General features: G+C 69.7%; 18 protein-coding genes. 9 read left to right on the forward strand and 9 right to left on the reverse strand.

The window, feature by feature from the left end; genetic code table 11:
- Positions 1-12: 12 nt before the first annotated feature.
- Positions 13-870, reverse strand: a complete 858-nt coding sequence (locus O7626_RS08530) for an NlpC/P60 family protein (protein ID WP_278060604.1) — start codon at positions 868-870, stop codon at positions 13-15.
- Positions 816-1,331, reverse strand: coding sequence for a transposase (locus tag O7626_RS41470; RefSeq protein WP_347404764.1), 516 nt, complete (start codon positions 1,329-1,331; stop codon positions 816-818). Before O7626_RS41470 ends, O7626_RS08530 begins: the two co-directional genes overlap by 55 nt.
- On the opposite strand from O7626_RS41470, the gene O7626_RS08535 reads away from it, so the two are divergent.
- From O7626_RS08535 to O7626_RS08545, 3 genes are all read left to right on the forward strand, one after another.
- Positions 1,216-1,938 (forward strand): IclR family transcriptional regulator, encoded by a 723-nt coding sequence (locus O7626_RS08535; protein WP_278060605.1) that lies wholly within the window; start codon positions 1,216-1,218, stop codon positions 1,936-1,938. The two genes, O7626_RS41470 and O7626_RS08535, sit on opposite strands and share 116 nt — an antisense overlap.
- 166 nt (positions 1,939-2,104) lie before the next feature.
- A complete protein-coding gene (locus O7626_RS08540) occupies positions 2,105-2,326 on the forward strand; it encodes a hypothetical protein (RefSeq protein ID WP_278060606.1) in 222 nt (73 codons plus the stop codon).
- Between the two features lie 71 nt (positions 2,327-2,397).
- The gene (locus tag O7626_RS08545; RefSeq protein WP_278060607.1) at positions 2,398-4,956 is read left to right on the forward strand and encodes an excinuclease ABC subunit UvrA; all 2,559 of its coding nucleotides are present in this window, start codon (positions 2,398-2,400) and stop codon (positions 4,954-4,956) included.
- A gap of 3 nt (positions 4,957-4,959) precedes the next feature.
- On the opposite strand, the gene O7626_RS08550 is transcribed toward O7626_RS08545, so the two are convergent.
- Positions 4,960-5,814: a sigma-70 family RNA polymerase sigma factor gene (locus O7626_RS08550; protein WP_278060608.1), complete on the reverse strand. Its 855-nt coding sequence runs from the start codon at positions 5,812-5,814 to the stop codon at positions 4,960-4,962.
- 120 nt (positions 5,815-5,934) lie between these two features.
- Here O7626_RS08550 and O7626_RS08555 point away from each other — a divergent pair, with 120 nt between their 5' ends.
- Positions 5,935-6,303, forward strand: a complete 369-nt coding sequence (locus O7626_RS08555; RefSeq protein WP_278060609.1) for a DoxX family protein — start codon at positions 5,935-5,937, stop codon at positions 6,301-6,303.
- A 313-nt stretch (positions 6,304-6,616) separates the two neighbouring features.
- Here O7626_RS08555 and O7626_RS08560 read toward each other — a convergent pair whose 3' ends face one another.
- The 3 genes from O7626_RS08560 to O7626_RS08570 form a co-directional block, all read right to left on the reverse strand.
- Positions 6,617-8,887 carry an alpha/beta hydrolase-fold protein gene (locus O7626_RS08560; protein ID WP_278060610.1) on the reverse strand — a complete coding sequence of 757 codons (2,271 nt, stop codon included), beginning with the start codon at positions 8,885-8,887 and terminating at the stop codon, positions 6,617-6,619.
- Positions 8,888-9,149: 262 nt separating this feature from the next.
- The gene (locus O7626_RS08565; protein WP_278060611.1) at positions 9,150-10,610 is read right to left on the reverse strand and encodes a ricin-type beta-trefoil lectin domain protein; all 1,461 of its coding nucleotides are present in this window, start codon (positions 10,608-10,610) and stop codon (positions 9,150-9,152) included.
- Between the two features lie 135 nt (positions 10,611-10,745).
- Positions 10,746-12,215: an arabinofuranosidase catalytic domain-containing protein gene (locus O7626_RS08570; protein WP_278060612.1), complete on the reverse strand. Its 1,470-nt coding sequence runs from the start codon at positions 12,213-12,215 to the stop codon at positions 10,746-10,748.
- 823 nt (positions 12,216-13,038) lie between these two features.
- Between O7626_RS08570 and O7626_RS08575 the strand changes: the two genes are divergently transcribed.
- The 3 genes from O7626_RS08575 (at position 13,039) to O7626_RS08585 (ending at position 19,297) form a co-directional block, all read left to right on the forward strand.
- Positions 13,039-15,894 carry a glycoside hydrolase N-terminal domain-containing protein gene (locus O7626_RS08575; RefSeq protein WP_278060613.1) on the forward strand — a complete coding sequence of 952 codons (2,856 nt, stop codon included), beginning with the start codon at positions 13,039-13,041 and terminating at the stop codon, positions 15,892-15,894.
- Between the two features lie 980 nt (positions 15,895-16,874).
- On the forward strand, positions 16,875-17,963 hold the full coding sequence (locus O7626_RS08580) for a ThiF family adenylyltransferase (protein WP_278060614.1): 1,089 nt from the start codon (positions 16,875-16,877) through the stop codon (positions 17,961-17,963).
- Positions 17,918-19,297, forward strand: a complete 1,380-nt coding sequence (locus O7626_RS08585; RefSeq protein ID WP_278060615.1) for a hypothetical protein — start codon at positions 17,918-17,920, stop codon at positions 19,295-19,297. Before O7626_RS08580 ends, O7626_RS08585 begins: the two co-directional genes overlap by 46 nt.
- Before the next feature lie 284 nt (positions 19,298-19,581).
- Here O7626_RS08585 and O7626_RS08590 read toward each other — a convergent pair whose 3' ends face one another.
- Entirely contained in the window at positions 19,582-19,842 is a 261-nt protein-coding gene (locus O7626_RS08590) for a hypothetical protein (RefSeq protein ID WP_278060616.1), read from the reverse strand.
- Positions 19,843-20,058: 216 nt separating this feature from the next.
- Here O7626_RS08590 and O7626_RS08595 point away from each other — a divergent pair, with 216 nt between their 5' ends.
- The gene (locus tag O7626_RS08595) at positions 20,059-20,424 is read left to right on the forward strand and encodes a hypothetical protein (RefSeq protein WP_278060617.1); all 366 of its coding nucleotides are present in this window, start codon (positions 20,059-20,061) and stop codon (positions 20,422-20,424) included.
- A gap of 506 nt (positions 20,425-20,930) precedes the next feature.
- Positions 20,931-21,809, forward strand: a complete 879-nt coding sequence (locus O7626_RS08600) for a hypothetical protein (RefSeq protein ID WP_278060618.1) — start codon at positions 20,931-20,933, stop codon at positions 21,807-21,809.
- Positions 21,810-21,934: 125 nt separating this feature from the next.
- Here the strand turns inward: O7626_RS08600 and O7626_RS08605 are convergent, their stop codons facing one another.
- Positions 21,935-22,783 carry an alpha/beta fold hydrolase gene (locus tag O7626_RS08605; protein ID WP_278060619.1) on the reverse strand — a complete coding sequence of 283 codons (849 nt, stop codon included), beginning with the start codon at positions 22,781-22,783 and terminating at the stop codon, positions 21,935-21,937.
- A gap of 182 nt (positions 22,784-22,965) precedes the next feature.
- Positions 22,966-23,670, reverse strand: coding sequence for a TetR/AcrR family transcriptional regulator (locus O7626_RS08610; protein WP_278060620.1), 705 nt, complete (start codon positions 23,668-23,670; stop codon positions 22,966-22,968).
- Positions 23,671-23,710: the final 40 nt, after the last annotated feature.

Raw genomic sequence — 23,710 nt, forward strand, 5'->3', positions numbered from 1 at the left:
CAGGAGCGGATGTCACCCGTTGGCGACGGTCGAGACTCCGAGGATGCGGAAGGCTGCGACGCGGACGTTGCGGAGGCCGCCTTCGGCGCGGACCGAGACCTCGGTGCCAGGTTCGGGCGCGTCGAGGATCCGGCCGTCCCCCTCCCAGAAGGCAACGTGACCGACGGCTTCGCTGGTCGTCTTGTAGAAGATCAGGTCACCGACCTTCAGGTCCGAGTAGTCGGCCGACTTGGCATAGAACTTGCCCGGGGACTGGTGGTCCTTGGCCCAGTTCCACATGTCGACCGCACGGCGGACCGGCCAGCCGGGAAAGTTGCCGATCGGGTTGTAGGAGGCGTAGACCAGACCCGAGCAGTCATAGCCTGGGCCCTCACCCCCCAGAACGTAGGGGGCGCCGAGCTTCGCCATGGCGTTCTTGTGACCGATCATCGTCCAGTTGAAGATCTCCCGCTCCTCGAAGCACGAGGTCCCCTGCTCGGTCGTCCCGTTCTGGACCCTCACCTTGAGGTGGTTGATGTTGGGGATGTTGTCGGGGTTCCAGTCGGACCTGAGGCCGACCTCGTGATGACCGTTGCCGCCTCGGAGGACGAAGAAGGGGTCACCACTGGGAAAGATGAACGGTGCCGCGTCGTGGTCGGCATTGTGGGCCTGGATCCGTAGCACCGGAGAGATGTTGCTCGCCGTGCCGGTGTCCTCGATCCGCCAGCGGACGGTCACCTTGTCGCCGGCCTTCCAGTCGACCTGGATGAAGGCCTCGGCACCCGGGCAGGAGACGGTGAGCGTGCCACTCGGGTTGCTCCACGGCCGTTTCAAGATCATGATGTGATTCCGAGGATGGTGAAGGGCCTGGTCATGTTCCGGCTCGCCCATCGGGTGGCTTCGGTGATGTCGCTGCGTCCGGCCAGACGCAGCGCATTGACGGCCAGGTTGCGTAGCGAGGCAAGGGCGCGCGGTCCGGACCGGGTGCGGACGCGGGAGTGGTCTTCCCGGTAGCAGGTGTCACGGATCCAGTGCAGCGATTCAACGGCCCAGTGGCCCTGGTTGAAAGCCGCGAGGTGAGTGGGAGTCGCCTGCTGGGGAGTATGGTTGGCGACGCCGAGTTGGGCGGCCGCGGACAGGTGCGCGCCGTGAGTGTCGGTGACGTAGCGTTCGATCAGCCAGACCTGGTTGACGTGCGGGAACGGCAGGTCGGGCGGTGCTGGTAGGACCCGGATCGTGCGCCGGGTGGTCCGGCTGTTGCTGCTGCTGCGTGACCGCGACGAGTTGCGGGTGATGGACTGCGCGGCGGAACTCGGCGTGGCCCGGTCGACCGCGCACCGGCTGCTCGCCATGCTCGACCACCACGGATTCCTCCGCCGCGACCCGGCGACCCGCACCTACCGCACGGGCGAGGCGCTGCTGACCATCGGCCTGAACGCGATCCGCAGCCTCGACATCCGCGCCCGGGCCCGGCCGCACATGCAGGCCCTGTGTGACGAGATCGGCGAGACGGTCAACCTCGTCGTGCTCGAAGGCGACAGCGTCCGGTTCGTCGACGCGATCGAGACGCCGCGGGCACTACGGGTCGGCGGCCGGATCGGGCTGCGCCGGCCGGCGCACTGCACCTCCGCCGGCAAGGCCATCCTCGCGGCACTGCCACCCCGGGAACTGCGCGCGATCTATCCCGAGGAGCAACTGACGGTGATGACCGACGACTCGCTCGCCACCCGGACAGAACTCGAGCAGGCGCTGGTCGCGATCCGCGAGACCGGCTTCGCCCTGGCCCGTACCGAGAGCGACCCGGACATCGTGGCGGTCGGCGCGCGCATCCCACAGGACCCGGGTCACGTGCAGGCGGGCATCGCCATCTCCGCGCCGGCCAGCCGGATGACCGGCGAGGAGATCGAGCGCTGCGGCCGGGCCGCCGTCCGGACGGCCGCGCTGATCGCCGGCGGATGACCCCTCGGCGGGTCTGGTGCTGGCCGGTACCTTCGCGGCGCTGGGATCACTGCCGTTGGTCTTCGCGGCGTTCCGGTGGCGTCCGCAGAATGGACGAGGATACCTGACACTAGACGTCAGGATTTGGATCGAGGATGGGGTTCGTCGGGCCGGCGTCGACGCCGGGGTGGACCGACTCCATGACTTCTCCGACTGGGACTACGACGTGGTCTACCACCGGCCGCATCCGCACCGGAGGACCGTCTTCGCCTCCGACACCGCGAAGCTCACTGCGGAATCCGAGACCTGGGTTCGCAGTACGCCGCACCGGGGCCGGGCGACGGGCCGAGAGGTCTGGTGCGTTGACCGCTCCGCGCCGCTGATGACGGCCGGTCGGGTAGTGGCGTGATCGATGTGTTCGGCACGGGTGGTGGGCCGCTGCGCCCGGGCCATGCCGCGTTGCGGGAGGGTGAACGAAGGTTGACTGCATTCGTACGGAACGTCGCGGGTACGGGCGCCGAGACGATCGACGTGGTGGGGGCTCGTACCAACAACCTGCGGGACGTGTCCGTGAGCATCCCCAAGGGACAACTCGTCGCCTTCACCGGAGTGAGTGGCAGCGGCAAGACCTCGCTGGCCATCGACACCCTGCACAACGAAGCGCAGTTGCGCTATCTCGAAGGGCTCTCGCCGTTCGTACGGCAGTACATCACCCAGCGCAACCGGCCGAAGGTCGACCGCATCCTCGGACTCGGTGCGACGCTCACGGTCGACCAGCGCCGCCTGAACCGCAACCCCCGTTCCACGGTCGCGACGATCACCGGCATCGACGGGCACCTGGGGCTGCTGTACTCGCGTCTTCCGGGGGTCGGCACGGTTTCGGCGGCGGCGCTCGGGGACGGGCTGACAACCGCTCACTTCGACCGCAACACAGCGGAAGGGGGCTGTGTGAAGTGCCACGGGGTGGGCGGACACTGGCAGGCGCGGGAGGACCTGGTCATCACCCACCCGGAGCTTCCGCTCTTCGAGGGGGCCTCGCCGTGGTACGCGAAGTGGCGGTCGGGGGAGCACGCGTTCGTACCGGCGCTTGCCGAGAAGCGGGGCGTGGACCTCGGCCGGCCGTGGCGGTCGCTGCCCGAGGAGTTCCGTCGCTGCGTGTTGTACGGCACGGGCGACGAGAAGATCGAGGCGACCGTCGACATGTCGAACAGGAACGAGACCGTCCAGTTGACCTACACGTCGAGCCAGCCGCTGCGGGGCGCGCTCGCCGAGGTGGAGCGGGTGTTCGTGAACGCCCAGACGTCCAGCGCCCGGCAACGCTACCTGCCGTACATGCGCAAGCAGCCCTGCGGCACCTGCGGGGGCAGCGGGTACGACCAGGTGGCCCGCTCCGTGCGGCTCGGCGGGCTGACGTACCCCGACCTGCTCGAGGTGGAAGTACGGGAGGTGCGCAGTTGGGCGGACCGCGTGGCGGACGACCTGAGCGCCCGGCAGCGCGAGGTGGGTGAGCCGCTGCTGCATGACCTGGGCCGCAGGTTGGGAATCCTTGACCGGCTCGGCCTGGCCCACCTCCAGTTGTCCCGGAGCGCGGCCACGCTGTCCGCGGGCGAGTTGCAGCGGACCCGGCTCGCCGCGCAGCTCAGCACCGAACTGAGCGGCATCATCTTCGTCCTGGACGAGCCCGGGACCGGGCTGCATCCGGCGGACAAGGCGCACCTGCTCGACATCGCACTGGAGCTGCGCGAGGCCGGCAACACGGTACTCCTCGTCGAGCACGACCCTGAGCTGATCGCCCGAGCCGACTGGGTGATCGACCTGGGGCCCGGTGCGGGCCGTTTCGGCGGGGAGGTCCTCGTGTCGGGGCCTCCCGCCGACGTGGCCGTCCACCCGAGGTCGTTGACGGGCCGTTATCTGGCCGGTAAGGGGCCGCGGCTACACCGGACCCGCCGCCCGGCCGGGGATGACACCGGCTGGGTGAAGCTGCACGGCCTGCGTACGCACAACGTGACCGCGAATCTGGTGAGTTTCCCGGCCAATCGGCTCACCTGCCTGACCGGGGTGAGCGGCAGCGGCAAGAGCAGCTTGCTCGGTGCGCTCGGATCGGGTGTGCAGGCCGCTCTGAACGGGACGGTGGCGGACACGGTGCGGGAGGTCACCGGCGTCGAGGGGTTCAGTTGGGTCGCCGTCGTCGACCAGGAACCGCTCGGGCGAACGCCCCGGTCCAACCCGGCCACGTACAGCAAGGCGTTCGACATCGTCCGCAAGCTGTTCGCCGCTACCGACATCGCGCGCGGGCGCGGGGCCGACGCCTCCTGGTTCAGCTTCAACACCGCGGGCGGCGGTCGCTGCGAGAGCTGTACCGGTTATGGTCGCAAACTGGTCGACATGCACTTTCTGCCGGATGTGTGGGTGGTCTGCGACGCGTGCGAGGGTCGCCGCTACAAACCGGAGGCTCTGGACATCAGGTACGACGGGTTGGCCATCGACGAGGTGCTGGACCTCACCGTCGCCGAAGCCGTGCAGCGGTTCTCCGAGCCCCGGCAGCTCGCCGATACCCTGGGGGCACTGGAGCGGGTCGGGCTCGGTTATCTCCAACTCGGACAGAGCGCCACCGAGTTGTCCGGCGGTGAGGCGCAGCGTCTGAAGCTGGCATCCGCGATCCAGCGCGGTGCCGCGAGTCGCAGGGCCGGCCTCGTCGTTCTCGACGAGCCGGTCTCGGGCCTGCACCCGTCGGACATCCAGCGGGTGGTGGACGCACTCGATGTGTTGCTCGACTCGGGTAACACCGTCGTCGTGGCCGAACATGACATCCCCGTCGCCGCGTCGGCGGACTGGGTGATCGACCTCGGGCCCGGAGCCGGACCGCACGGGGGCGTGGTGGTCGCGGAAGGCACCCCGGACGCCGTCGCGACGGCGGACACTCCGACCGCCAACTTCTTCCGGCGGTACGCGGCTGGCCTGCCGCTCCTGGCGGTGGAACGACGCGCGCTGCTGAGGAGGTCGGACGCGTACGACGGCACGGCTGTGCTGTCGCCCTGAGAATCACGCATCCACGGCAGCGGGGAGGGACACGGTGCCCCGCTCGTAGGGCACGATGTCGATGCTCGTCACGAGACCGTCGTGGACGCGGATCCGGATCAGTGCGAACGGGTGCCCACCAGGGGCGATCACCGCTCCCGGGCGACCCTCGACGAGGACCGGGACGGCGGCGGCGATGCGGTCCACGAACACCCTGGTCTCGTTCGCGACCGCCCAGGCGCCCTGGACGACAGGCGCGGCGCCGTCCGCGAGGAATCCGAGGTCGGCCGTGCGGACGACGTCAGGCGCCAGGAGCGTGACGAGCCGCGCGATGTCGCCGCCACGCGCCGCGGCGAGGAACGCGTCGATGATCTCCAGCTGGTGGGCGGACCCCGGCAGGTCGACCGCACGAGCGTCCCTGAGCCGGATCCGCGCCCGACTCGCGAGCTTCTTCGCCGCGGCCACCGTCACGTCGAGCACGAACGCGACCTCGTCGAACGGCACGGCGAAGAGGTCATGCAGCACGTAGGCCACCCGCTGCTGGGGAGACAGTTCGTCGAGCACGACCAGCAGTGCCCGGGAGACGTCCTCGCGGCGGACGAACGCCTCGTCGGCCGCGAGTTGCTCGTCGGGGATGTCGTCGGCCCTGAGCGGGACCTCGCGCCGGCGATGGCGGGCGCGAAGCTGGTCGAGGCACAGGCGTGCCGTCACCGTGGTGAGCCAGCCCTCGGGGTTGACCAGTTGCGCCGGGTCGGCCGACCGGGCGCGCAGCCAGACGGCCTGCACCGCGTCTTCGGCATCGTGGTGCGAGCCGACGATGCGATAGGCCAGCGACATCAGTCGGGCCCGCGAAGCCTCGAAGTGTTCGACGAGTTGCACGTCTGGTCACCTTTCATGCGTGCCGGGCGTCAGGTGGGGCGAGAGACCACAACCTGATGAACCCGCGCACGTGGAGGCAGCTATGAGCTTACCGGTTACTCGATCGCCCCGGTGCGAGCCATGATCGCCGTACTGGAGGGCGCCCTGGTCGTCGCGACCGTCCTCTGCGCCCTCGCCAACGCCATCGAGGTGACCGCCAAGGTGATCAGGGCGGACTTCGTGACGCGCAACTGCGCCGAGGTCGGGTTGTCCGCGCGGTGGATCCCCTACCTCGCGGCGGTCGAGGGGGCCGGCGTCATCGGCCTGGTGCTCGGCCTTCTCGGCGTACCTCCCTTCGGATTGGCCGCAGCCGTCGGCCTCGTCCTGTTCTTCGTCGGCGCGATCCTGGCCCACGTCCGCGCGCGGGTGTTCCACAACATCGCGTTTCCCGCGGTCTTCCTCGTCCTCGCCGTCGCCGCCGTGGGACATTTCGCGCGGACGGCCGCCTGATCGATCGCCGATCGGCCCAAGCGGTACGGGAGCAGCGGCGCCGAGCCGCGGTCGGCGGTCGACGTCGGGACGCTGCCGCCCGGGGTGGGTGCGGAGCAAGCCGTGGCGCGTCGCTCACCGGCGGCGTCGACGCGACCTTGGCGCAGGTCCTCAGTGCCGTGCAGGGAGACCTGTGGAGCGTCTGGAAGGGCTCGCCGGACGAGGGTGACTTCCACACCTGGGTCGGTCTGGTCGGCCCGGACATCGGCGCCCGGCCCGGCGACGGCTGCCACGCATTCCGGGGCGCCTGCCGGCGCCCCGGAATGGTGCCCCGTCAGTCCCGGTCGGGCTGGAACAGCCGCGGTGCGAAGTCGATGAGATTCTTCTGCCAGGCGTCCCAGCCGTGCGGGCCTGCCGTCAGCCCGGCGAACTCGTACCTGATTCCGAGGGTGTCGAAGGTCGCCATCGTGGACAACACGAGCGGATAGACGAAGTCCGTCACGTTGCCGGTGTATATCCGCAGCAGCTTCGTGCCGTCGTTGACGGCCGCCACGTCGAAGCCGGTGGAGTTGAACACCCCCGCGGAGAACGTACCGATGTACGCGAACTCCCCGGGATGCGCCTTGAGGATGTCGAGAGACTGGAACCCGCCCATCGACAGGCCGGCGAGCGCCTGCCGCGCCGGGTCGTCCGAGATGTGGTACGCCGACCGGGCCGCCGGGACGATGTTGTCCAGCAACTCCTTTCCGAAGTCCGGCACGTTGCCGTTGCCCATCACCACCACCATCGGCACGAGCTTCCCGTCGCGGAAGCCGTTGTCGAGGATCTGCTTGGCGCGACCCATCTCCACCCAGTCGGTGTAGTTCTGGCCACCGCCGTGTTGGAGGTACAGCACCGGGTACGGCTGCGCGCGGGCCGGGTCGTACCCGGGCGGTGTCCAGACGTACGCGGTGCGTTCGGCCGCGACCACGGTGCTGGTGTAGGTCAGGGTCGCGAGCGTGCCACCCCGACCGGCGGGCACGTCGGTCAGCGGCCGGGCGGCCCGTCCCGGGGCGAGGAACGTGCTCCAGGTCGGTTCCGTGGTGACGCGGGTCGGGTTCGCGGTGTCCTTCTTCGACACCAGGTCCACGATGAACTTGTAGTAGTAGAACCAGGGCTTGAGCGGACCCACGGTTCCCCGCCACCGGTCGCCGGTGCGGGTGAGCGGAACGTCGACCCAGCTTCCGCCCGGCGCCCAGTTGCCCCAGAGGGTCACCCGGCCCGCGCCCGCGAACTCGCTGCCCGTCTCGACGGTGACGAAGGTGTCTCCGTTGGCGTCCTGGGTGAGCCACGGCGTCGGCGTGGTGCCCGGGGCCGGCGTCGCGAACTCGCGGACCAGCGGCAGGTGGCCGGCGGTCGGACGGTGGTCGCGGACCGGGCGGAACAGCCGCGGCAGGAAGTCCGCCAGGTTCTCCCGCCAGGCGTTCCAGGTGTGGCCGTCGTCCGGGTTCACTCCGTCGAAGTCGTGTCGGACCCCGGACCGGTCCAGCTTGCGCAGCGTCCGGTAGCTCGGGTTGTACCCGGGGTCGGTCATGTTCCCGGTGTACAGCCGCAGCAGCCGGGTTCCGGCGTTGACGGCCCGGCCGTCGATCCGGAGGTGGTCGTCGGTCAGCGGGCCGGCGAACGAGCCCACGTAGCCGAACTCACCGGGATGGGTGAGGGCGGAGTGCAGCACCTGGGTTCCGCCGGCCGACGCGCCCGCGAGTGCCCGGCGCGCGGGGTCGTCGGCGATGTTGTATTCGCGCCGGACCGCCCGCGCGAGGGCGCGTAGCTCCTGCCGGAAGTCGGGGGCGTCGCCGTCACCCAGCACGACCACCATGGGTTCGATCCGCCGCTGCACGGCGAGGTTGTCGAGAATCTGCTTGGCGCGTCCGAGGTCGAGCCAGTCGGTACGGCTGCCGTCCCCGCCCTGCTGGAGGTAGAGCACCGGGTAGGGACGGCTCCGGCGCGCCTCGTAGCCGGGTGGGGTCCAGACGGTGGCGGACCGCGCCTGCCGCGACCCGGACAGGTAGCTGACGGTGCCGAGGGTGCCGCCCTGACCGGCGGGCACGTCCGCGAGCAGGCTCGCGGAGTCACCCGGAACGAGGAACGTGCTCCAGGTCGGGTCCGAGGTGACCGTGCTGGGGTTGGTCGGGTCCTTGAGCAGCTTGCTGCCGTCGGCCCGGATCCGGTATTGGTACAGGCCGGGCCGCAGCGGGCCGATCACCGAGGTCCAGGCGTCCCCGGAACGTCCGAGGCCCAGGTCCGCGATGGCGAAGGACGGACCGAAGTCCGCTTCGACGACGACGCTCGACACCGCGCCGAGCGCGCTTTCCAGGTCGGCGGCCGGAACCCGGATCGAGACGAAGCCGTCGGACACGGTGAGCCAGGGGGTGGCCGCCGCCGTGGCCGGCTGGGCTCCGGTCACCGCCGCCGTGGCCGGCTGGGCTCCGGTCACCGCCGCCGTGGCCGGCTGGGCTCCGGTCAGCACCGTCGTCGCTGCCAGGACGAGGGTGCCGAACACCGCCAGGCGGCGGCGTAAACCGGTGCGGCGTGTCCGCCACCACTGCTGGAACGTACCTGCCATTGCCTCGACTCCTCGCGCTGAGATGGGCGGCAACGGTCGGCTTCGTGTACGTGGTCCAGCGGAGCGGATGCCGGCTTTCCGGCCGGGTAGGTCGGTTGCGACAGGACGCCTTGCTCTGCGTGGTTGCCCAGGCACTGCGGCATGACGTGGTCCGTTCCGAGCACCGCCACCCGGTTGGTTGTGATCGGTAACATACCCCTTGCATTCAAGCACGTCAATCAATGCAACTCGGCCGGGCTTGGTGCGAGGTCGGCACCGAGGATCATGGGTTCTGCGTCTGCCACTTCTGGTTGTCGCCGCCCCAGCAGGTCCACAGCTGGACCTTGGACGTGCTGGTGTTGACGTCCAGGCAGAGCCCGGACTGGGCGCCGCGGATGGTTCCGTCGGTGTTGACCGTCCATCGCTGGTTGGCGCCGCCGTTGCAGGGGTAGGTGCCGACCACGGTGCCGTTTGTGGTTCCGGCGTTGTAGGCGTCCAGGCATTTCTGCCCGCCGAGGGCGCTGAGCTGCCCGCCTGCTGTCCGGGTCCACCGTTGGGCGGCCGAGTCGGCGCAGGTGTTGACCTGCACCTGGGTGTTGGCCGTCGTGGCGCCCGGGATGTCCAGGCAGCGTCCGGTGCCGACGTTTCGCAGCAGGCTCGTCGGGGCCGAGGTCGCGGTCGGCGTCGGGGTGGGGCCGCCGCCCATTCCCCAGCCGTACTGGAGGCGCTCGACACCGCTGGCGTTCGGCGTACTGAGGGTGAGGGCGGTGCCGGTGCCGTGTAGCTTTTGCATCGCGTACCAGTCGTCACTCTGGCCGGCGGTGACCTTGCCACCCAGCCCCGGCCAGTAGACGGATCCCATCCGCAGTTCCCGGACGACCGTGGTCGTCGCCCGGAAGTAGCGCACGAAGTTGTCGGTGCTGGCGGCGTCGTGGTAGTTCAGGCCGGTATCCATCGGCGCGCCGAACTCGTCGATGACCGTGCGCTCGGCGCAGGAGCCGATCGCGTCCCGCAGGAACGACACCCACTGGTCGTAGGTTTTCGCGCCGCTGAAGAACGTGTAGTGGTGCAGTGACAGGATCGTCCCGTCGAGGCGGCGGTCGGCGCACATCGACCTGATGTCGGTGTTCAACCCTGCACCGCTGACGAAGACGCGGCCTCGCGGGATCGAGGGGCGGGCGCTGATCCAGTTGTAGACCACGTTCGCCCAGTCGGCGGCGCTGTGCCCGCCCGGCTCGTTCATCGGCTCGAAGTAGACCAGGTCGTTGCTGCCGTACCTGGCGATCACCGTGTTCCACATGTTGTCGAAGGCCGTCGTGTTCACGATGCGGCCACCGCTGGCGGCGACGCCGTCCTCCCAGTAGGACAACACCACCTTGAAGCCCTTGGCCGTGGCGGCGTCGATCGCGCCGGTGTAGGCGTTCCACCAGCTCGTACCCACGCTGAACGTGTTGACCGGCAGCCGCACGGTGTTGGCGCCGAGATTGTCCTGGAAGCCGGCGTACACGGCGTTCGCCTTGGCCACGACCGTGCTGTAGCTGTCGGAGCCACTCAATCCCGCCAGGACCAGTGGTCCGCCGTGGAAGTTGTCACCGAGCCGGGCCCAGTTGACGCCGCGGAACTGGCTGGTCTCGGCGGCGGCCGGCGGGGCGCCGCCGAGTGCGGCGATCGGTGCCACGCTGACGGCGGCCACCGCACAGGCCAGTGCCCGGACCAGCTGGCGTTTGGGTCGGGATTCGTGCATGGCGCGTTCCCCTTGAGGATGAGGTTCGACTGTTGGGTCGAGGCCGACTGTCAGGTCGAGGCGACGAGTACGTCGAGGCGCGGAGATCTCCGGCTCGGCATGGGTATTCAGGGGCGAGGGTTGTCGCTGCTCCGTTCAGCTACGCGGGGTCCATCGCTGGTTGGCGCCGCCGTTGCAGGACCAGAGGATGAGTTTGGTGCCGTTCGCGGTCGCGGCGCCGCTCGCGTCGAGGCAGAGCCCGGACTGTACGCCGGTGATGGTGCCGTTGGCGTTGAGGTTCCATTGTTGGTTGGTGCCCCCGTGGCAGTCCCAGATGATCGCCTGGGTGCCGTTGCCGGTGCCGGCGCCGTTGGCGTCGAGGCACTTGTTGCCGTAGACCTGGAGTTGCCGGCTGGCGGTGTGGCTCCAGCGCTGGGCGGTGCTGTTGGCGATGCAGTCCCAGAGTTGTACCTGGGTGCCGTTGCTGGTGCTGGCGTTGGGTACGTCGACGCAGCGGCCGGACTGGCCGCCCAGGAGTTGCACGTTCTGTTGCGGGTTGCCGCCGGCGGCCGGGGCGTATCCGGCGGCGGTGATGTTGGCCTGTACGGCGTTGTCGGTGGCCTCCGACGGGTAGCCGGCGGTCAGCACGCCCTCGAAGAAGGTGCCGCGGCCGGTGATGCTGTTGTCGCCGCCGATCCCGAGGAGGATGGCCCCCTCCTTTTTCATCGGGTGGTAGCCGGCGGGGCGTGGCCCGTCGAAGTAGGTGGTCAGGCCGCCCGACTGGGCGTTGCCGCCGCGGATCGCCCAGTGGTTCGGCTCGCCCTTGACCATGGCGGTGACGAAGCGGTGGTTGACGGACGCGATGTTGTTGTAGCCCGCGTTGACCCCCGAGAAGAGTCCCCACTCCAGGTCGGCCATGATCCAGGGGCCGCTGCCCGCGCCGTAGCCCCACTGCTTGTTGGCGCCGAAGTAGACGGTTTCCATGATGGCGCGCTCGTCCGCCAGGTTGTTCGTCTGCGCGTTGCCGTAGTCGAAGCAGCACCACTGGTTGTAATGGGTGCCGTCGACGACCGCGTAGATTCCCTCTGGCTGGTCGCCGGTCGCGACGCCGGTGGTGTTGTTGTTGCGGTAGCCGGTGCCGGGCGCGATGTAGACGCCGTACGCCTTCTGGCCGCCGACGGTGACCGGCGCGGCCTTCGCGTCGGCGAGGTTGTCCCACCCGCCGGGGGCAGGGCCGACGAAATGACCGGGCGGTGCCTGGGTGAGGCGGTTGTTCCGGCCGGACTGGTCGTAGATGATCGTGATGAGGCAGGTCGTGTTCGCGCAGAACGAGTCCTGGGCGGCGGCTTCGGCATAACCACCGATGCTGCGCACACCGATGTCCTGCGTGGCGCTGTCCGAGGAGCGTCGAACCTGGTAGAGGGGGCCGGTGTAGGCGCCGTACAGTGCCCGGGTGGTGCTGTGCGCGGCCACGCAGGGCGTACCGCCCGAGGCGTAGATGTCACAGGGTCCCGACAGGCCGGCTGTCGCCGGAGGTGCGGTGGAGACGATTCCGATCCCGGTGCTGAGGAGAGTCAACGAGATCCCTGCGCCCATGAGGCGACGGCGGCTACTTCTCGCGTTCATGGATTCCCTCCGGTGATGAGGTCCGGCCGGCGCCACGGTGCTGAGTTCCGGCCGACAATGGAGCCGCCGGGAGAGACTTCCGTCGCGCACGGCGCCCGTTGCTCGGTGGCAGCTCGTGGGCGGTCGGGCCACAGGAAGTTCCTCCCAGTAGGGTGCCCCCGGTGACGCGCCGACGTCAGACGTCATACGTTAGGACCTCGATAGGAAACCGTCAATGGGTCGGTGTCGCCGGGACGGTGTCGCTGCCTTCCCCGCCGTGATCCCGGAGGACTCGCGGAGGGTCGGCGCAGCCCGTTGGGCCGGACGCGCTGCGCGGAGTCCAAACATCGGATCTATACCGTCTCGGCTCTGTGGTGCTTGCCGGGTCTGTCGATCCGGGCGAGGGCGGCGGCGCGGCTTCTCGGGGTGTACGTGCCCTGGACAGCGAGGGGCCGCTCGCCTCGGCTGCGACGACCAGCGAATGTATTGACTAAGCCCTATCAAGAGACCTAACGTATGACGTCTGACGCAGTTGGATCGCGCGCACCGGACGGCGCCGGGCCGCGAGGCGTACCCGGTGTTGCGGTGGCCGCCGCAGCATCCGGGGAGCCCCTTGCCCCCGTTCGAGCCGAGAGCTGACGACCAGATGTGTGACCGTCCCACAGCAACAAGCGCGCTGGCGGCGACAGCCGCGGCAGTCCTCCCGGCGGCCGGCACCGGGCCGCGAATCGGCCCGGTCACCGCCGCCGCCGGAACCCGATCGGTGACCCGGAGCCGTTTTGGCGGTACCGGCCAGCGCTGAAACCCTTCGCACCGACACCGCTCGCCACCTGGAGACACCACCATGACAGAAACGACACGAAGAAAACTGCTCACCGCCGCTGCGGCCGGCGCGGGAGCCGCGCTGATGCCGGCCGGTTGGACCGCGACGGCCAAGGCCGATCCGGTGGCGCCGCCGCAGGTGCTGGCGGCGGGGGACATGGCGCTGTGGTACGACGAGGGTGCGGGTACGGACTGGCTGCGGGCGCTGCCGATCGGCAACGGTCGGCTGGGCGCGATGGTGTTCGGAAACGTCGACACCGAGCGGCTACAGCTCAACGAGGACACGGTCTGGGCCGGTGGGCCGCACGACTCCAGCAATCCGTCCGGGGCGGCCAACCTCGCGGAGATCCGGCGGCGGGTCTTCGCCGACCAGTGGACCTCGGCGCAGGACCTGATCAACCAGACGATGCTGAGCAGGCCCGTCGGGCAGCTGGCGTACCAGACGGTCGGCAACCTCCGGCTGTCGTTCGGGTCGGCGAGTGGGGCGTCGCAGCACAACCGGACGCTGGACCTGACGTCGGCGATCGCTTCGACGACGTACGTCCTGAACGGGGTGCGGCATTCGCGGGAGGTGTTCGCCAGCGCGCCGGATCAGGTGATCGTGGTCCGGCTGACCGCCGACCGGGCCAACTCCGTCACCTTCACCGCCACCTTCGACAGTCCACAACGGACGACGGTGTCGAGCCCGGACGGCGCGACGATCGGGCTGGACGGCATCTCCGGCAACATGGAGGGCCTCAGCGGGCAGGTCCGGTTCCTGGCGTTGACGCACGCCGCGGTGACCGGCGGCACCGTGAGCAGCTCCGGTGGCACCCTGCGGGTGACCGGCGCCACCAGCGTGACACTGCTGGTCTCGATCGGCACCAGCTACGTCAACTACCGCACCGTCAACGGCGACTACCAGGGCATCGCGCGCAACCACCTCAACGCCGCCCGCAACGTCGGCTTCGACCAGCTGCGGGCCCGGCACGTCGCCGACTACCAGACGCTGTTCAACCGGGTGACGATCGACCTGGGTCGCACGTCCGCGGCAGACCAGACCACGGACGTGCGGATCGCGCAGCACGCGAGCGTGAACGACCCGCAGTTCTCGGCGCTGCTGTTCCAGTTCGGCCGGTACCTGCTGATCTCCTCGTCGCGGCCGGGCACCCAACCGGCGAACCTACAGGGCGTCTGGAACGACTCGTTGTCCCCGTCCTGGGACTCGAAGTACACCATCAACGCGAACCTGCCGATGAACTACTGGCCCGCCGACACCACAAACCTGGCGGAGTGCTTCCTGCCGGTCTTCGACATGATCAGAGACCTGACCGTGACCGGTGCCCGGGTGGCTTCGGTGCAGTACGGCGCCGGCGGCTGGGTGGCGCACCACAACACCGACGGGTGGCGGGGCGCCTCGGTGGTCGACGGGGCCCTGTGGGGCATGTGGCAGACCGGCGGCGCCTGGCTGGCCACGCTGATCTGGGATCACTACCGGTTCACCGGCAACGTCGACTTCCTCCGCGCCAACTATCCGGCGATGAAGGGAGCCGCCCAGTTCTTCCTCGACACCCTCGTCAGCCATCCGACGCTCGGATACCTGGTCACCAACCCCTCGAACTCCCCGGAGCTGCCGCACCACGCCAACGCCAGCGTCTGCGCGGGCCCGACCATGGACAACCAGATCCTGCGGGACCTGTTCAACGGTTGCGCCCGGGCCAGCGAGGTCCTCGGGGTGGACGCCAGCTTCCGTACCCAGGTGCTCACCGCCCGGGACCGGCTGGCGCCGACCCGGGTCGGCTCGCGCGGCAACGTGCAGGAGTGGCTCGCCGACTGGGTGGAGATCGAGCGCACCCACCGGCACGTCTCCCACCTCTACGGCCTGCATCCGAGCAACCAGATCACCAGGCGGGGCACGCCGCAGTTGCACCAGGCCGCCCGACAGACGCTGGAACTGCGCGGCGACGACGGGACCGGCTGGTCACTGGCCTGGAAAATCAACTTCTGGGCCCGGCTGGAGGACGGCGCCCGCGCGCACAAACTCGTCCGTGATCTGGTGCGCACGGACCGGCTCGCACCGAACATGTTCGACCTGCACCCGCCGTTCCAGATCGACGGGAACTTCGGAGCCACCTCGGGGATCGCCGAGATGTTGCTGCACAGCCACAACGACGAGTTGCACGTGCTGCCCGCGCTGCCGTCGGCCTGGTCCACCGGCAGCGTCACCGGCCTGCGTGGCCGCGGCGGATACACCGTCGGCGCCACCTGGACCGGCAGCCGGACCGAGCTCACGGTCACTCCCGACCGCGACGGCACCGTCCGGGTGCGGAGCCGGGTCTTCGCCGGCACCTTCGAACTGCACGACGAGACGAGTGGCGCCCAGGTCCAGCCGACGCGGCTGGAGACCGATCTCGTCCAGTTCGCCGGCCAGGCCGGCCACACCTACCGCGCGTCCGCGGAGCGGTCCGGGCCGGTGGAGACCGGCGGGTACTACCGGCTGCTGGCCCAGCACAGCGGCAAGGCCGCCGACATCAACGGTGCGTCCACCGCCGCGGGTGCGCAGCTGATCCAGTGGCAGAGCGGCAGCGGTCTCAACCAGCAGTTCGAGTTCCTCGCCTCGGACGGCGGCTACCACCGGATCCGGTCCCGGCACAGCGGTCTGGTCCTCCAAGTCGCCGGCAACAGCACCGGCGCCGACATCACCCAGCAGCCCGACAGCGGCGCCACCAGCCAGCAGTGGCGGGTGGAGGACCAGGGCAGCGGGGTGGTCAGGATGGTCAACCGGCAGAGCGGCCTGGCCATGGACGTGTGGCAGGCGTCGACAGCCGACGGTGCACGCATCTCCCAGTGGACCCCGTCGACCGGCGCCAACCAGCGATTCCAACTCCAGCGGGTCTAGGGCCTCCATCGGCCGGCGGGGGACTGCCACCCGTCGGGACCACCGGCCCCGTCTCGCCTCGATGCCTCGACTGCCGGCGTCGAGGCGAGACTGGGCGTGGCCGACCAGGCTATCCCGTGTCGCGGCCCGCCGGGGCGGCAGGACGAGCCACATGGTGGACAGCAGTTCCGGCCCGCGCTCCCGCAGCCGGACCGCGGCCAGTCGCCCGAGGCCCCACCAGCAGAGCACGCCCGTCACGACCCCCACGACCACCCCGGCCCAGCCGAACCGGATCGCCAGGTAACCGGCCGGCAGCCCGGTCGCGGCGACCAGGGCGAGTGCCAGGTACGCCGGGCCGGTCAGGCATCCCTCGTCCTCGGTGGTCCGCAGTGGATTGTTCGCCCGCCTGTACGGGTCGGTGCCCGGCACCAGACCGTAGACGGAGATCAGCGGGACCAGGCCCGTCCGCACCGCCGAGCAGCGCGGGCAGCAGGGCGAGGGCCAGTGGCCACGGGCCACCGGTGATCGCCGTGCATACCACCGTCAGCAGCACCGCAGCCGGCTGCGCAGCGCCAGCCCGACCAGCCCGACCAGCCACCTTGGACAGCAGCACTTAAGACGGCCCGTTGGAGCAGCATCGCGGGGACCGCGACGAGTGCCGCGGCCGGGCCGAGCCGCGCGCTGGCGACGACCAGCCCGAGCATCGACCACGGGCTGTTTCCCTACCTGGCCAGGTCTCCACGGACCCTCGAAGATTGAATATCAAGGAAAGGGTCGGCGGGCCATCGACGAACCAGTCGAAGCTCGGATGAAGCCGATAATCCGTACTGTCGCCCGCAGCAGACCGCCACCCTGGGAGAGGTGCTCATGAAGATCGAGGTTCGCAAGGTCGAGGAGATCCGGACGACCTGCGGGGGCGAAGGTCCCTGCACCTGATACCAATGCCGTACCGGGCCGGTTGTCTCCGGCCCGGTACGGTCGTGCCTGGCCTTCTCGAGGGGGTGGACGGGATCGTTCCGAAGCTGAAGCACTGCGTTTGGACACGCACCAACGACACCCTCGTCGTTCTGGTGCACCCGCACCAGGCAACAACTCTGGCCGACCCGAATGGGCAGGTCGAAGCGTTGCTTACAATGCTGCGTGCGGGCGACCGATCGGTAGGCCAGCTTCATGCGGCGATCGCTCAGCAGTTCCCCGAGGTCACCCGAGACGAGCTGGACGCAGCGGTTAGCAGCCTCGATGAACTCGGCTTCCTGGAAGACGTCGCGGGGTCGCAGCCTACTGAGGCGGTCGGCCGCTTCGCCAGCAGCCTTGCGTTCTTCGACTACTTTTCGCGCCTGCACCTCGGCCGAAACGAGTTGCAACGCCGGTTGGTCGACAGTCACGTACTGGTCCTGGGCACTGGCGGCCTCGGCAGCACCGTCGTGATGAATCTTGCCGGTCTCGGAGTCGGTCGACTCACGCTGCTTGACGTCGATACGGTCGAGCCGCGGAACTTCGCCCGGCAGTTTCTCTACCGAGCCGCCGACATTGGGCGGTCGAAGGTCGAACGGGCAGCGGAGTGGGTGCAAGAGTTCGATCCGGCGATCGAGGTCCGGGCGATCGAACGCCGGATCGCCGGACCACGCGACATTGCCGACCTGCTGCCGGGCGTCCACCTCGTGATCAGGGGTGTCGACCAACCGCCGAGGGAGATCGCGGGTTGGGTCAACGAGGCGTGCACACAGGCGGGGGTGCCGCACATCGGCGGCGGACTGTTCGGCACCCGCCTGATGTACTACTCCGTCGATCCTGATGTGTCCGCCTGCCAACATTGCGCGGAGCTGGCCGCAAATGAGGAGGACGCCGCCCGTGACTATTCGATGGCCGAGCTACGGCAGCGGCTGGCCCCACCCAACAACGGCATCGGGCCGTTCGCCAGCCTGCTCGGCTCGCTGGTGGCGATGGAGGCGCTGCGCTACCTGACCCGGTTCGCGCCCCCGGTGACTGCAGGGGCGGTGTACGAACTGGACGTGACGGGTGGTGGGTCGCCTTCCCTGACGGCTTGGGCGCGGCGGGCCAACTGTCCCGTCTGCACGAGCGCGTGTTGACCGCGCCTGCAACTGGCGGGTCGCAGCCTGAGCCGACACGCCCGGCCGCCGATCCACCGCTGCGTCCCCGCCCGGGTTCCCGGGTCACGGTGGTCCCGCTGAGCATTGTTGCGAAGGGTGAGGGGTTCGTCGTCGGCAGCGCGGACCACGGCATGTTCGTCGAAGTACCACCGGTCGCCGTCGCGGCCATCGAGCTTCTGCGTGCCGGGCACACCATCGCACAGGCCTCCGCCGACCTGCGGGCCGACATCGGCGAAGACATCGATGTACTCGACTTCGTCGGCACGCTGATCGATCTCGGCTTCGTCAGTCACATCGACGGCGTTGCCCAGGTGCCGGACGACGCAGCCGGCGCGCGGGCGGGCCGGCGGCCACGATGGGTCCAAGGCCCGCCGCCCGGGGCCGTCCGCTGGCTCTTTGGTCCGGTGGCTTGGGCGGTCTACGCCCTCGCCGCGGTGGTCTGCGTGACCACGCTGGCGGTCCACCCGGCGTACCGGATCAGTTCGGACGCGTTTTTCTTCCTGGACGACCCGGTGACAAGCCTGGCGCTCCTGTCGGTCACCGCGTTCGTGCTCGCCGCCGCGCACGAGGCGTTCCACTGGCTCGCTGCCTGCCGGGAAGGCGTGGCTGCCCGGTTCGCAATCAGTCGCCGCCTGTACTTTCTGGTCTTCGAGACCGATCTCACCCAGCTCTGGTCGCTACCGCCGGGGCGCCGCTACGGGCCGATGCTGGCCGGGATGGCGCTGGACTCCGTGCTGCTCGCGGTCACCTTAGGGGGTCGGGCCACAATCGATGCTGGGCTCGTGGCGGCGCCCGGAGTCGCCCGCTTTCTCGAAGCCATCGCCGCGGTGCTGTTCCTCGGGCTGTGTTGGCAGCTCTGCTTTTTCATGCGCACCGACATCTACGCGGTGGTGGCCACCGCGCTCAACTGCACCAACCTGTGGCGGGTGACGATGCTGACACTCGCCCGCAGGTTCCACGTCCTCGGCACGGCCGGCCGGCGGGAACTTGCCTCTGCGGCAGCGGTGGACCTTAGGGTGGCGCGCTGGTACGGGTGGCTCTGTCTGGCCGGGTTCGCGGTGGCAACCTGGTTCGCCGCGGTAGTCATCGTGCCGGCGTTGTGGAAGGTCATCGACTGGACGACGCAGCAGGCGGTTGTTCACGGGCTTGCCAGCCCTCGGTTCTGGTGCACCGTCCTACTCGCCCTGCTCACGCTGCTGCCCCGGTTGCTCACCGTGGGGCTCTTCGCCCGCCAGGTGACCACATGGGTGTCCAACCGGAAACGCACGGGAGCGGCGGTAGCCGACGCTCCACGCGACAGCGCTGTCGGGTAGGGGTCTTGGCGCGTAGCGGAGTGAAGCGTGGTACGCGTGGCACGACGCAGGAACGCCAAGTCCAGCAGCCGCGCCCGACGCCCCACCCCCGGACCTACGCGACACGCCGCGGTACTCGATCGCTGTCTGCAGCTCAGCGCCGGCGAGCGACGACAACGCCCGTCGGGTCATCGCCGAGGCAACCGCCACCGCTTGGACGCGGCGGCACACTTTCGGCCACCAGCGAGAGCGGAGCAGCGGGGGCGTGGTGCCCCTCCTGCTGCTCCACCCGTACCGCCGTCGGCTCAAGCCGCGCGCAGGACGAAGATTCCCCAACCGAGATACCGGCGCTGGTAGCGTAGGTAGCGGCGTTGCGATTCGACCAGGTAGTCGCGCATGGCCGGCGCGCGTGGATCGTCGGAGTGGCCGGCCAGCCAGCGGTCGATGCTCCACCATTTCGCCGTGACCAACTGGCCGAAGGCGTCATGGTCCGCCAGCACCATCTCCACGAGGCGCAGACCGGCTGCCTCGATTTCGTCCAGGATCTTCGGCAGGGACTGGAACACCCACCCGCCCGCGTTGGGACCGAAAACGACTCTGGCGGATCCGCCGACTGGAAGATCGACTACGCCCTCCAGGATCCGTACTTCCCGGCCGCCGACCAGTTCCGAAGGGGCTGTGGCTACTCAACCACCCGAAGCGGTGTGGCGTGCGCCACGAGGACCTGGTTGGCCCGGCCGGCGGTGGCTGCACCTCGCGGCAGATCCACGCGGTCGGCGACGGTGGACGCTCAACGCACCGTGGGCGAGTTCGTCGAGGCGACGATCCTCGTCGGCGAGCCGGCCGAGGTCCCCATGCGGACGTGCGGCGAGCCGGGTCGCCGCGATCCGCAGCGCGAGCGGCAGGTGGTCGCACAGGGTCACTACCGAGTCTGCGGCAGCCGGTTCGCTGGCCGCTGCATCCGGCCCGAGCATGCCGGCCAGCATCGACAACTTGTCCCGCAGGTCGGGCCGTTCAACGAAGCACCGTTCGGCCCCGGGCAGACCCGCCAGCCGCGACCTGCTGGTCACCAACACGACGGCGGACGAATTTCCGGGAAGCAGCGGAAGGACCGCCCGTTCGTCGGCGGCGTGGTCGAGCACCACTAACACTTTGCGCCCGGCGATCCGGCTGCGGTACAGACTAGCGCGATCCGAGATCCCGGACGGGATCGACCGCTCGTCGACGCCCAGCGCGCCCAGGAACAGCGCGGCCATCCTGCAGCGAGCACCACACCGCTACGCGCCGATGGCTCCCACCAGCCGCGGGACCTTCACCGCGGAGAACCCGCTCCGGGCAGGTGGCCAGATCCGATTCGAGATCGGCCGACGTATCTACTACGTCTTCGTCCGAGCTGACCGGTAGGGGCCGACGCTCGGCCTGACCGGGTGCGCCCTGGTGTTGACCAGCCCGCGGGAGGTGTCTGGGCCAGCGACCACTTCGGTGTGGTCGCGGACCTGGAACCGCCCGGGTGACCGTTGCCGGAGAGGCGACTGTCGTACCCGGGACCGGCGGTCAGGTGTCCGGAGGTGCTGGCCTCCGCCCTCTAGAGTGGAACCCGTGCCGATAGCGTGGCGGGCGTGGTTCGACCGCCGTGGGCCTGAACGAGGTCCCGGTGGGTGAGGCGTGCGAGTCGGTCGACTGGAATCCGCTCGGCTCGGCCGGGGCGCACTCGCAGTTGGCCGGCGTGGTCGCCGGTCTCGTCTTCGCCGGCATAGTTATGCTGATAGACCGGGGGACGCCCAGACGGCCGTCGGCCGAAGCGCTGACCATGTTCATCGCCGGCCTGGTCACGTTCGCTCTGGACAGTTTCTTCTTCGGCGTCATTGCGGGTGAACGGACCTGTCCCCGGGTCTGGACGCAGACGACGGTGGCGGCCGGGATGCTCGGGGTCGGCTCGCTCACCCTGTTCACCGGCCTGGCGTGGCTGATCGCCGGGCGCAGCGAGTTCGAGTCCCCGCTCCGGCTCATTCGGGTGGTCGCGTACGGCCTGTCCCTGGTGACGGTCGGGCAGTTGACGGTGACCGCGCACGACTATCTGCGGGATGTCCGTCCCGAGGGCGCCTACCCCTGGCTCGACTGGCTGGTCCGGGCATGGTCGGTACTTGTCGCGCTCGTCGTCGTCGGGCACGCGGTTGCTCGCCGATCTCGCTACGGGGCGCATCGCGCGGTGCGCCACGCGGCCTACCTCGGGATCTCCTACGTCCTCAGCTGTGCCCTCATCTTCGGTCTGTTGACCGCCGCCGACCGGAGCTACTGGCTGGATGGTGTCCCGCCAGGCGTGTTCGTCGCCGCCGCCCTGCTGTCAGTCATGCTTCCCGGCCTGGTGGTCGTTGTCCAGATGACGGCCTTTCCACCGTTGACGGTGCCGGTTGGGTCGCCGGTCGACCCGGCGCTGCCCGCTCCCCGCGAGCCGGCGCCTCCGCGTACCGCTCCGACGGCCGTGCAGACCTCGATCGGCTCCGAGCCGCCGTCCGGGCCCGACCGGCCGTAGGACGACACCAAGTGATCTGGCCTGGGCAGGTGGCGCCCGTGCGAGGTCCCAGGAGAGCTTGCCCGGCAGGGGAGCGGGCGCGCATGCCGGGCCGCTTTGGATGCGGGCTCCGGCGGACGCCTGACTCAGTCCAGCTCTCCGAGGATCTTCGCTATCTCACCGGGCATGGACAGGAACGGCGCGTGTGAGGAGTCCAGCGTCGCGACGGAGGTGGGGTTCTCCGGAAAGGCGGCGTCGGCTTCGGCGACGAACAGCCGCTGGAGGGCCGGGCGGATCGCCATGTCCCGCGTACAGACGACGTACGTGCGGGGGACGGAGCCCCAGCCGTCGCGGGTCAGCCGGGTGATGCCGCGCATCATGCTGACCGGGGCGTCCGGGCTCAGCAGTCCCAGGGCGGCGTCCGCGACGATCGGGCCGACGTCGCCGTAGAACGCGGCGCGAAGCTGCTGGCGGTAGGCGGGGTCGTTGGAGGCGAGGTCGAGCCGCAGCGCCCCGGTCACGGTGGGATCGCCCCGCAGGGCGGGCAGGACCAGCGCGTCGGCGTTCTCCGGCAGCGCGAAGTACCGGTCGGCCGCCTCGCCGGAGCCGGGCATCACCGCGGCCAGGTACACCGCGTGTGCCACCAGTTCGGGAGCCTGCTGCGCCGCCCGGGTCAGGACGACACCGCCCATGCTGTGTGCCAGTACCGTGACCCGGCTGCCTCGGCCGAGCCGTTCGATCTGGCGGACCAGTAGCTCGGCCGCCCGGTCGAGGTCCACGTCCGCCACCGGAGATACCTCGGTGGCCAGTCGCGCCGGGTCGAACGGACGCATGGTCAGACACTCGGGCCGTCGGGCGCGCAACCCGTGCCCGACCATGTCGACCGCCAGGGTCTGACGGTCGTACGGCACGAGGTGGGCGATGACCTCGTTCCAGCACCAGGCAGCGTGCCAGGAGCCGTGCAGGAGCAGAATCGGCGTCGAGCCGGGGGACATGGCGACTCCTCTGCGGTGGGGCTGCGGTTGTCGAACGACTCGCGGTGGACGGGACGCCGTACACCGGGTCGTGGACGCGTGGCGGCAAGCCGGTCGCGGACGACGACCGAGCGGGCGCGGACCATGCCCGGTGGTCCGGGGAGGTTCGCGGAGGTTACGTCGGATGCTGGCCGGGCGGTGAGTCAGTGCCTGCCGATGCGGTGTAACCATTCGCCGAGCAGCAGGCGTTCACCTTCGCTGAGGACGGTGGCCTCGTCGAGGTGCGCCCGTAGCGAGACCGCGGCGTTGAGCAGGCCGGTGGAGGCGACCTCGACGACGGTGTCGGTGGTGACGGCGGCCAGGATCGACTCGCGGGCGATCGCGGAAAGAGCCAGGTCGCGTTCTTCCGGTGGGGTGGCGATGAGCGTGAGCGTCACGCCCTTGCCGGTGGAGTGCACGAGCTGGGCTGCGCGTTCCTCGGTGACGCGCAGCCGGCCGGCCTGGGCGATGCGGTTGACCCGGTGGGCGAGGACGGCGGCAGCCTGCCCCGCGGCCGAGGGTTCTCGGCCCGGACGCACGTCGCCGAAGATGAGGGCGTACAACGCCGGGTGCGCGAGGCCGAACTCGACGTGGAGGTCCCATCCGGCACGGAGATCCTCGACGGGATCGTCGCTCTCCTCGAGCGCGGTCTTCTGGGCCAGGTAGGTGACGAGACCGTGGCTGCCGACGGCGTCGAGCAAACCCTGCATGTCGCCGAACAGCCGGTAGATGGCCGGTGCCTGCACCCGGGCCGCCGCGCAGACGGTCCGCGTGGAGACGGCGTCACGTCCGCCTTCGGACAGCAGCCTCGCCGTGGCCTCGATGATGCGTTCACGGGGAGCCTTGGCCGGCATGGCCGTAATGTACATCGGCCGTCACCTCCTTCTGTCGACGAGCCGCAGAGTTCGC

It is taken from the genome of Micromonospora sp. WMMD1102, from assembly GCF_029626265.1.
In the GTDB taxonomy this organism is placed as follows: Bacteria; Actinomycetota; Actinomycetes; order Mycobacteriales; family Micromonosporaceae; genus Plantactinospora.

Excerpts from the sequence above, each read along its gene's own strand:
- O7626_RS08605 (WP_278060619.1), bottom strand. The coding sequence starts at position 22,783 with ATGTCCCCCGGCTCGACGCCGATTCTGCTCCTGCACGGCTCCTGGCAC.
- O7626_RS41470 (WP_347404764.1), bottom strand. The coding sequence starts at position 1,331 with ATGGCGAGCAGCCGGTGCGCGGTCGACCGGGCCACGCCGAGTTCCGCC.
- O7626_RS08570 (WP_278060612.1), bottom strand. The coding sequence starts at position 12,215 with ATGAACGCGAGAAGTAGCCGCCGTCGCCTCATGGGCGCAGGGATCTCG.
- O7626_RS08555 (WP_278060609.1), top strand. The coding sequence starts at position 5,935 with ATGATCGCCGTACTGGAGGGCGCCCTGGTCGTCGCGACCGTCCTCTGC.
- O7626_RS08610 (WP_278060620.1), bottom strand. The coding sequence starts at position 23,670 with ATGTACATTACGGCCATGCCGGCCAAGGCTCCCCGTGAACGCATCATC.
- O7626_RS08530 (WP_278060604.1), bottom strand. The coding sequence starts at position 870 with ATGGGCGAGCCGGAACATGACCAGGCCCTTCACCATCCTCGGAATCAC.
- O7626_RS08565 (WP_278060611.1), bottom strand. The coding sequence starts at position 10,610 with ATGCACGAATCCCGACCCAAACGCCAGCTGGTCCGGGCACTGGCCTGT.
- O7626_RS08575 (WP_278060613.1), top strand. The coding sequence starts at position 13,039 with ATGACAGAAACGACACGAAGAAAACTGCTCACCGCCGCTGCGGCCGGC.
- O7626_RS08560 (WP_278060610.1), bottom strand. The coding sequence starts at position 8,887 with ATGGCAGGTACGTTCCAGCAGTGGTGGCGGACACGCCGCACCGGTTTA.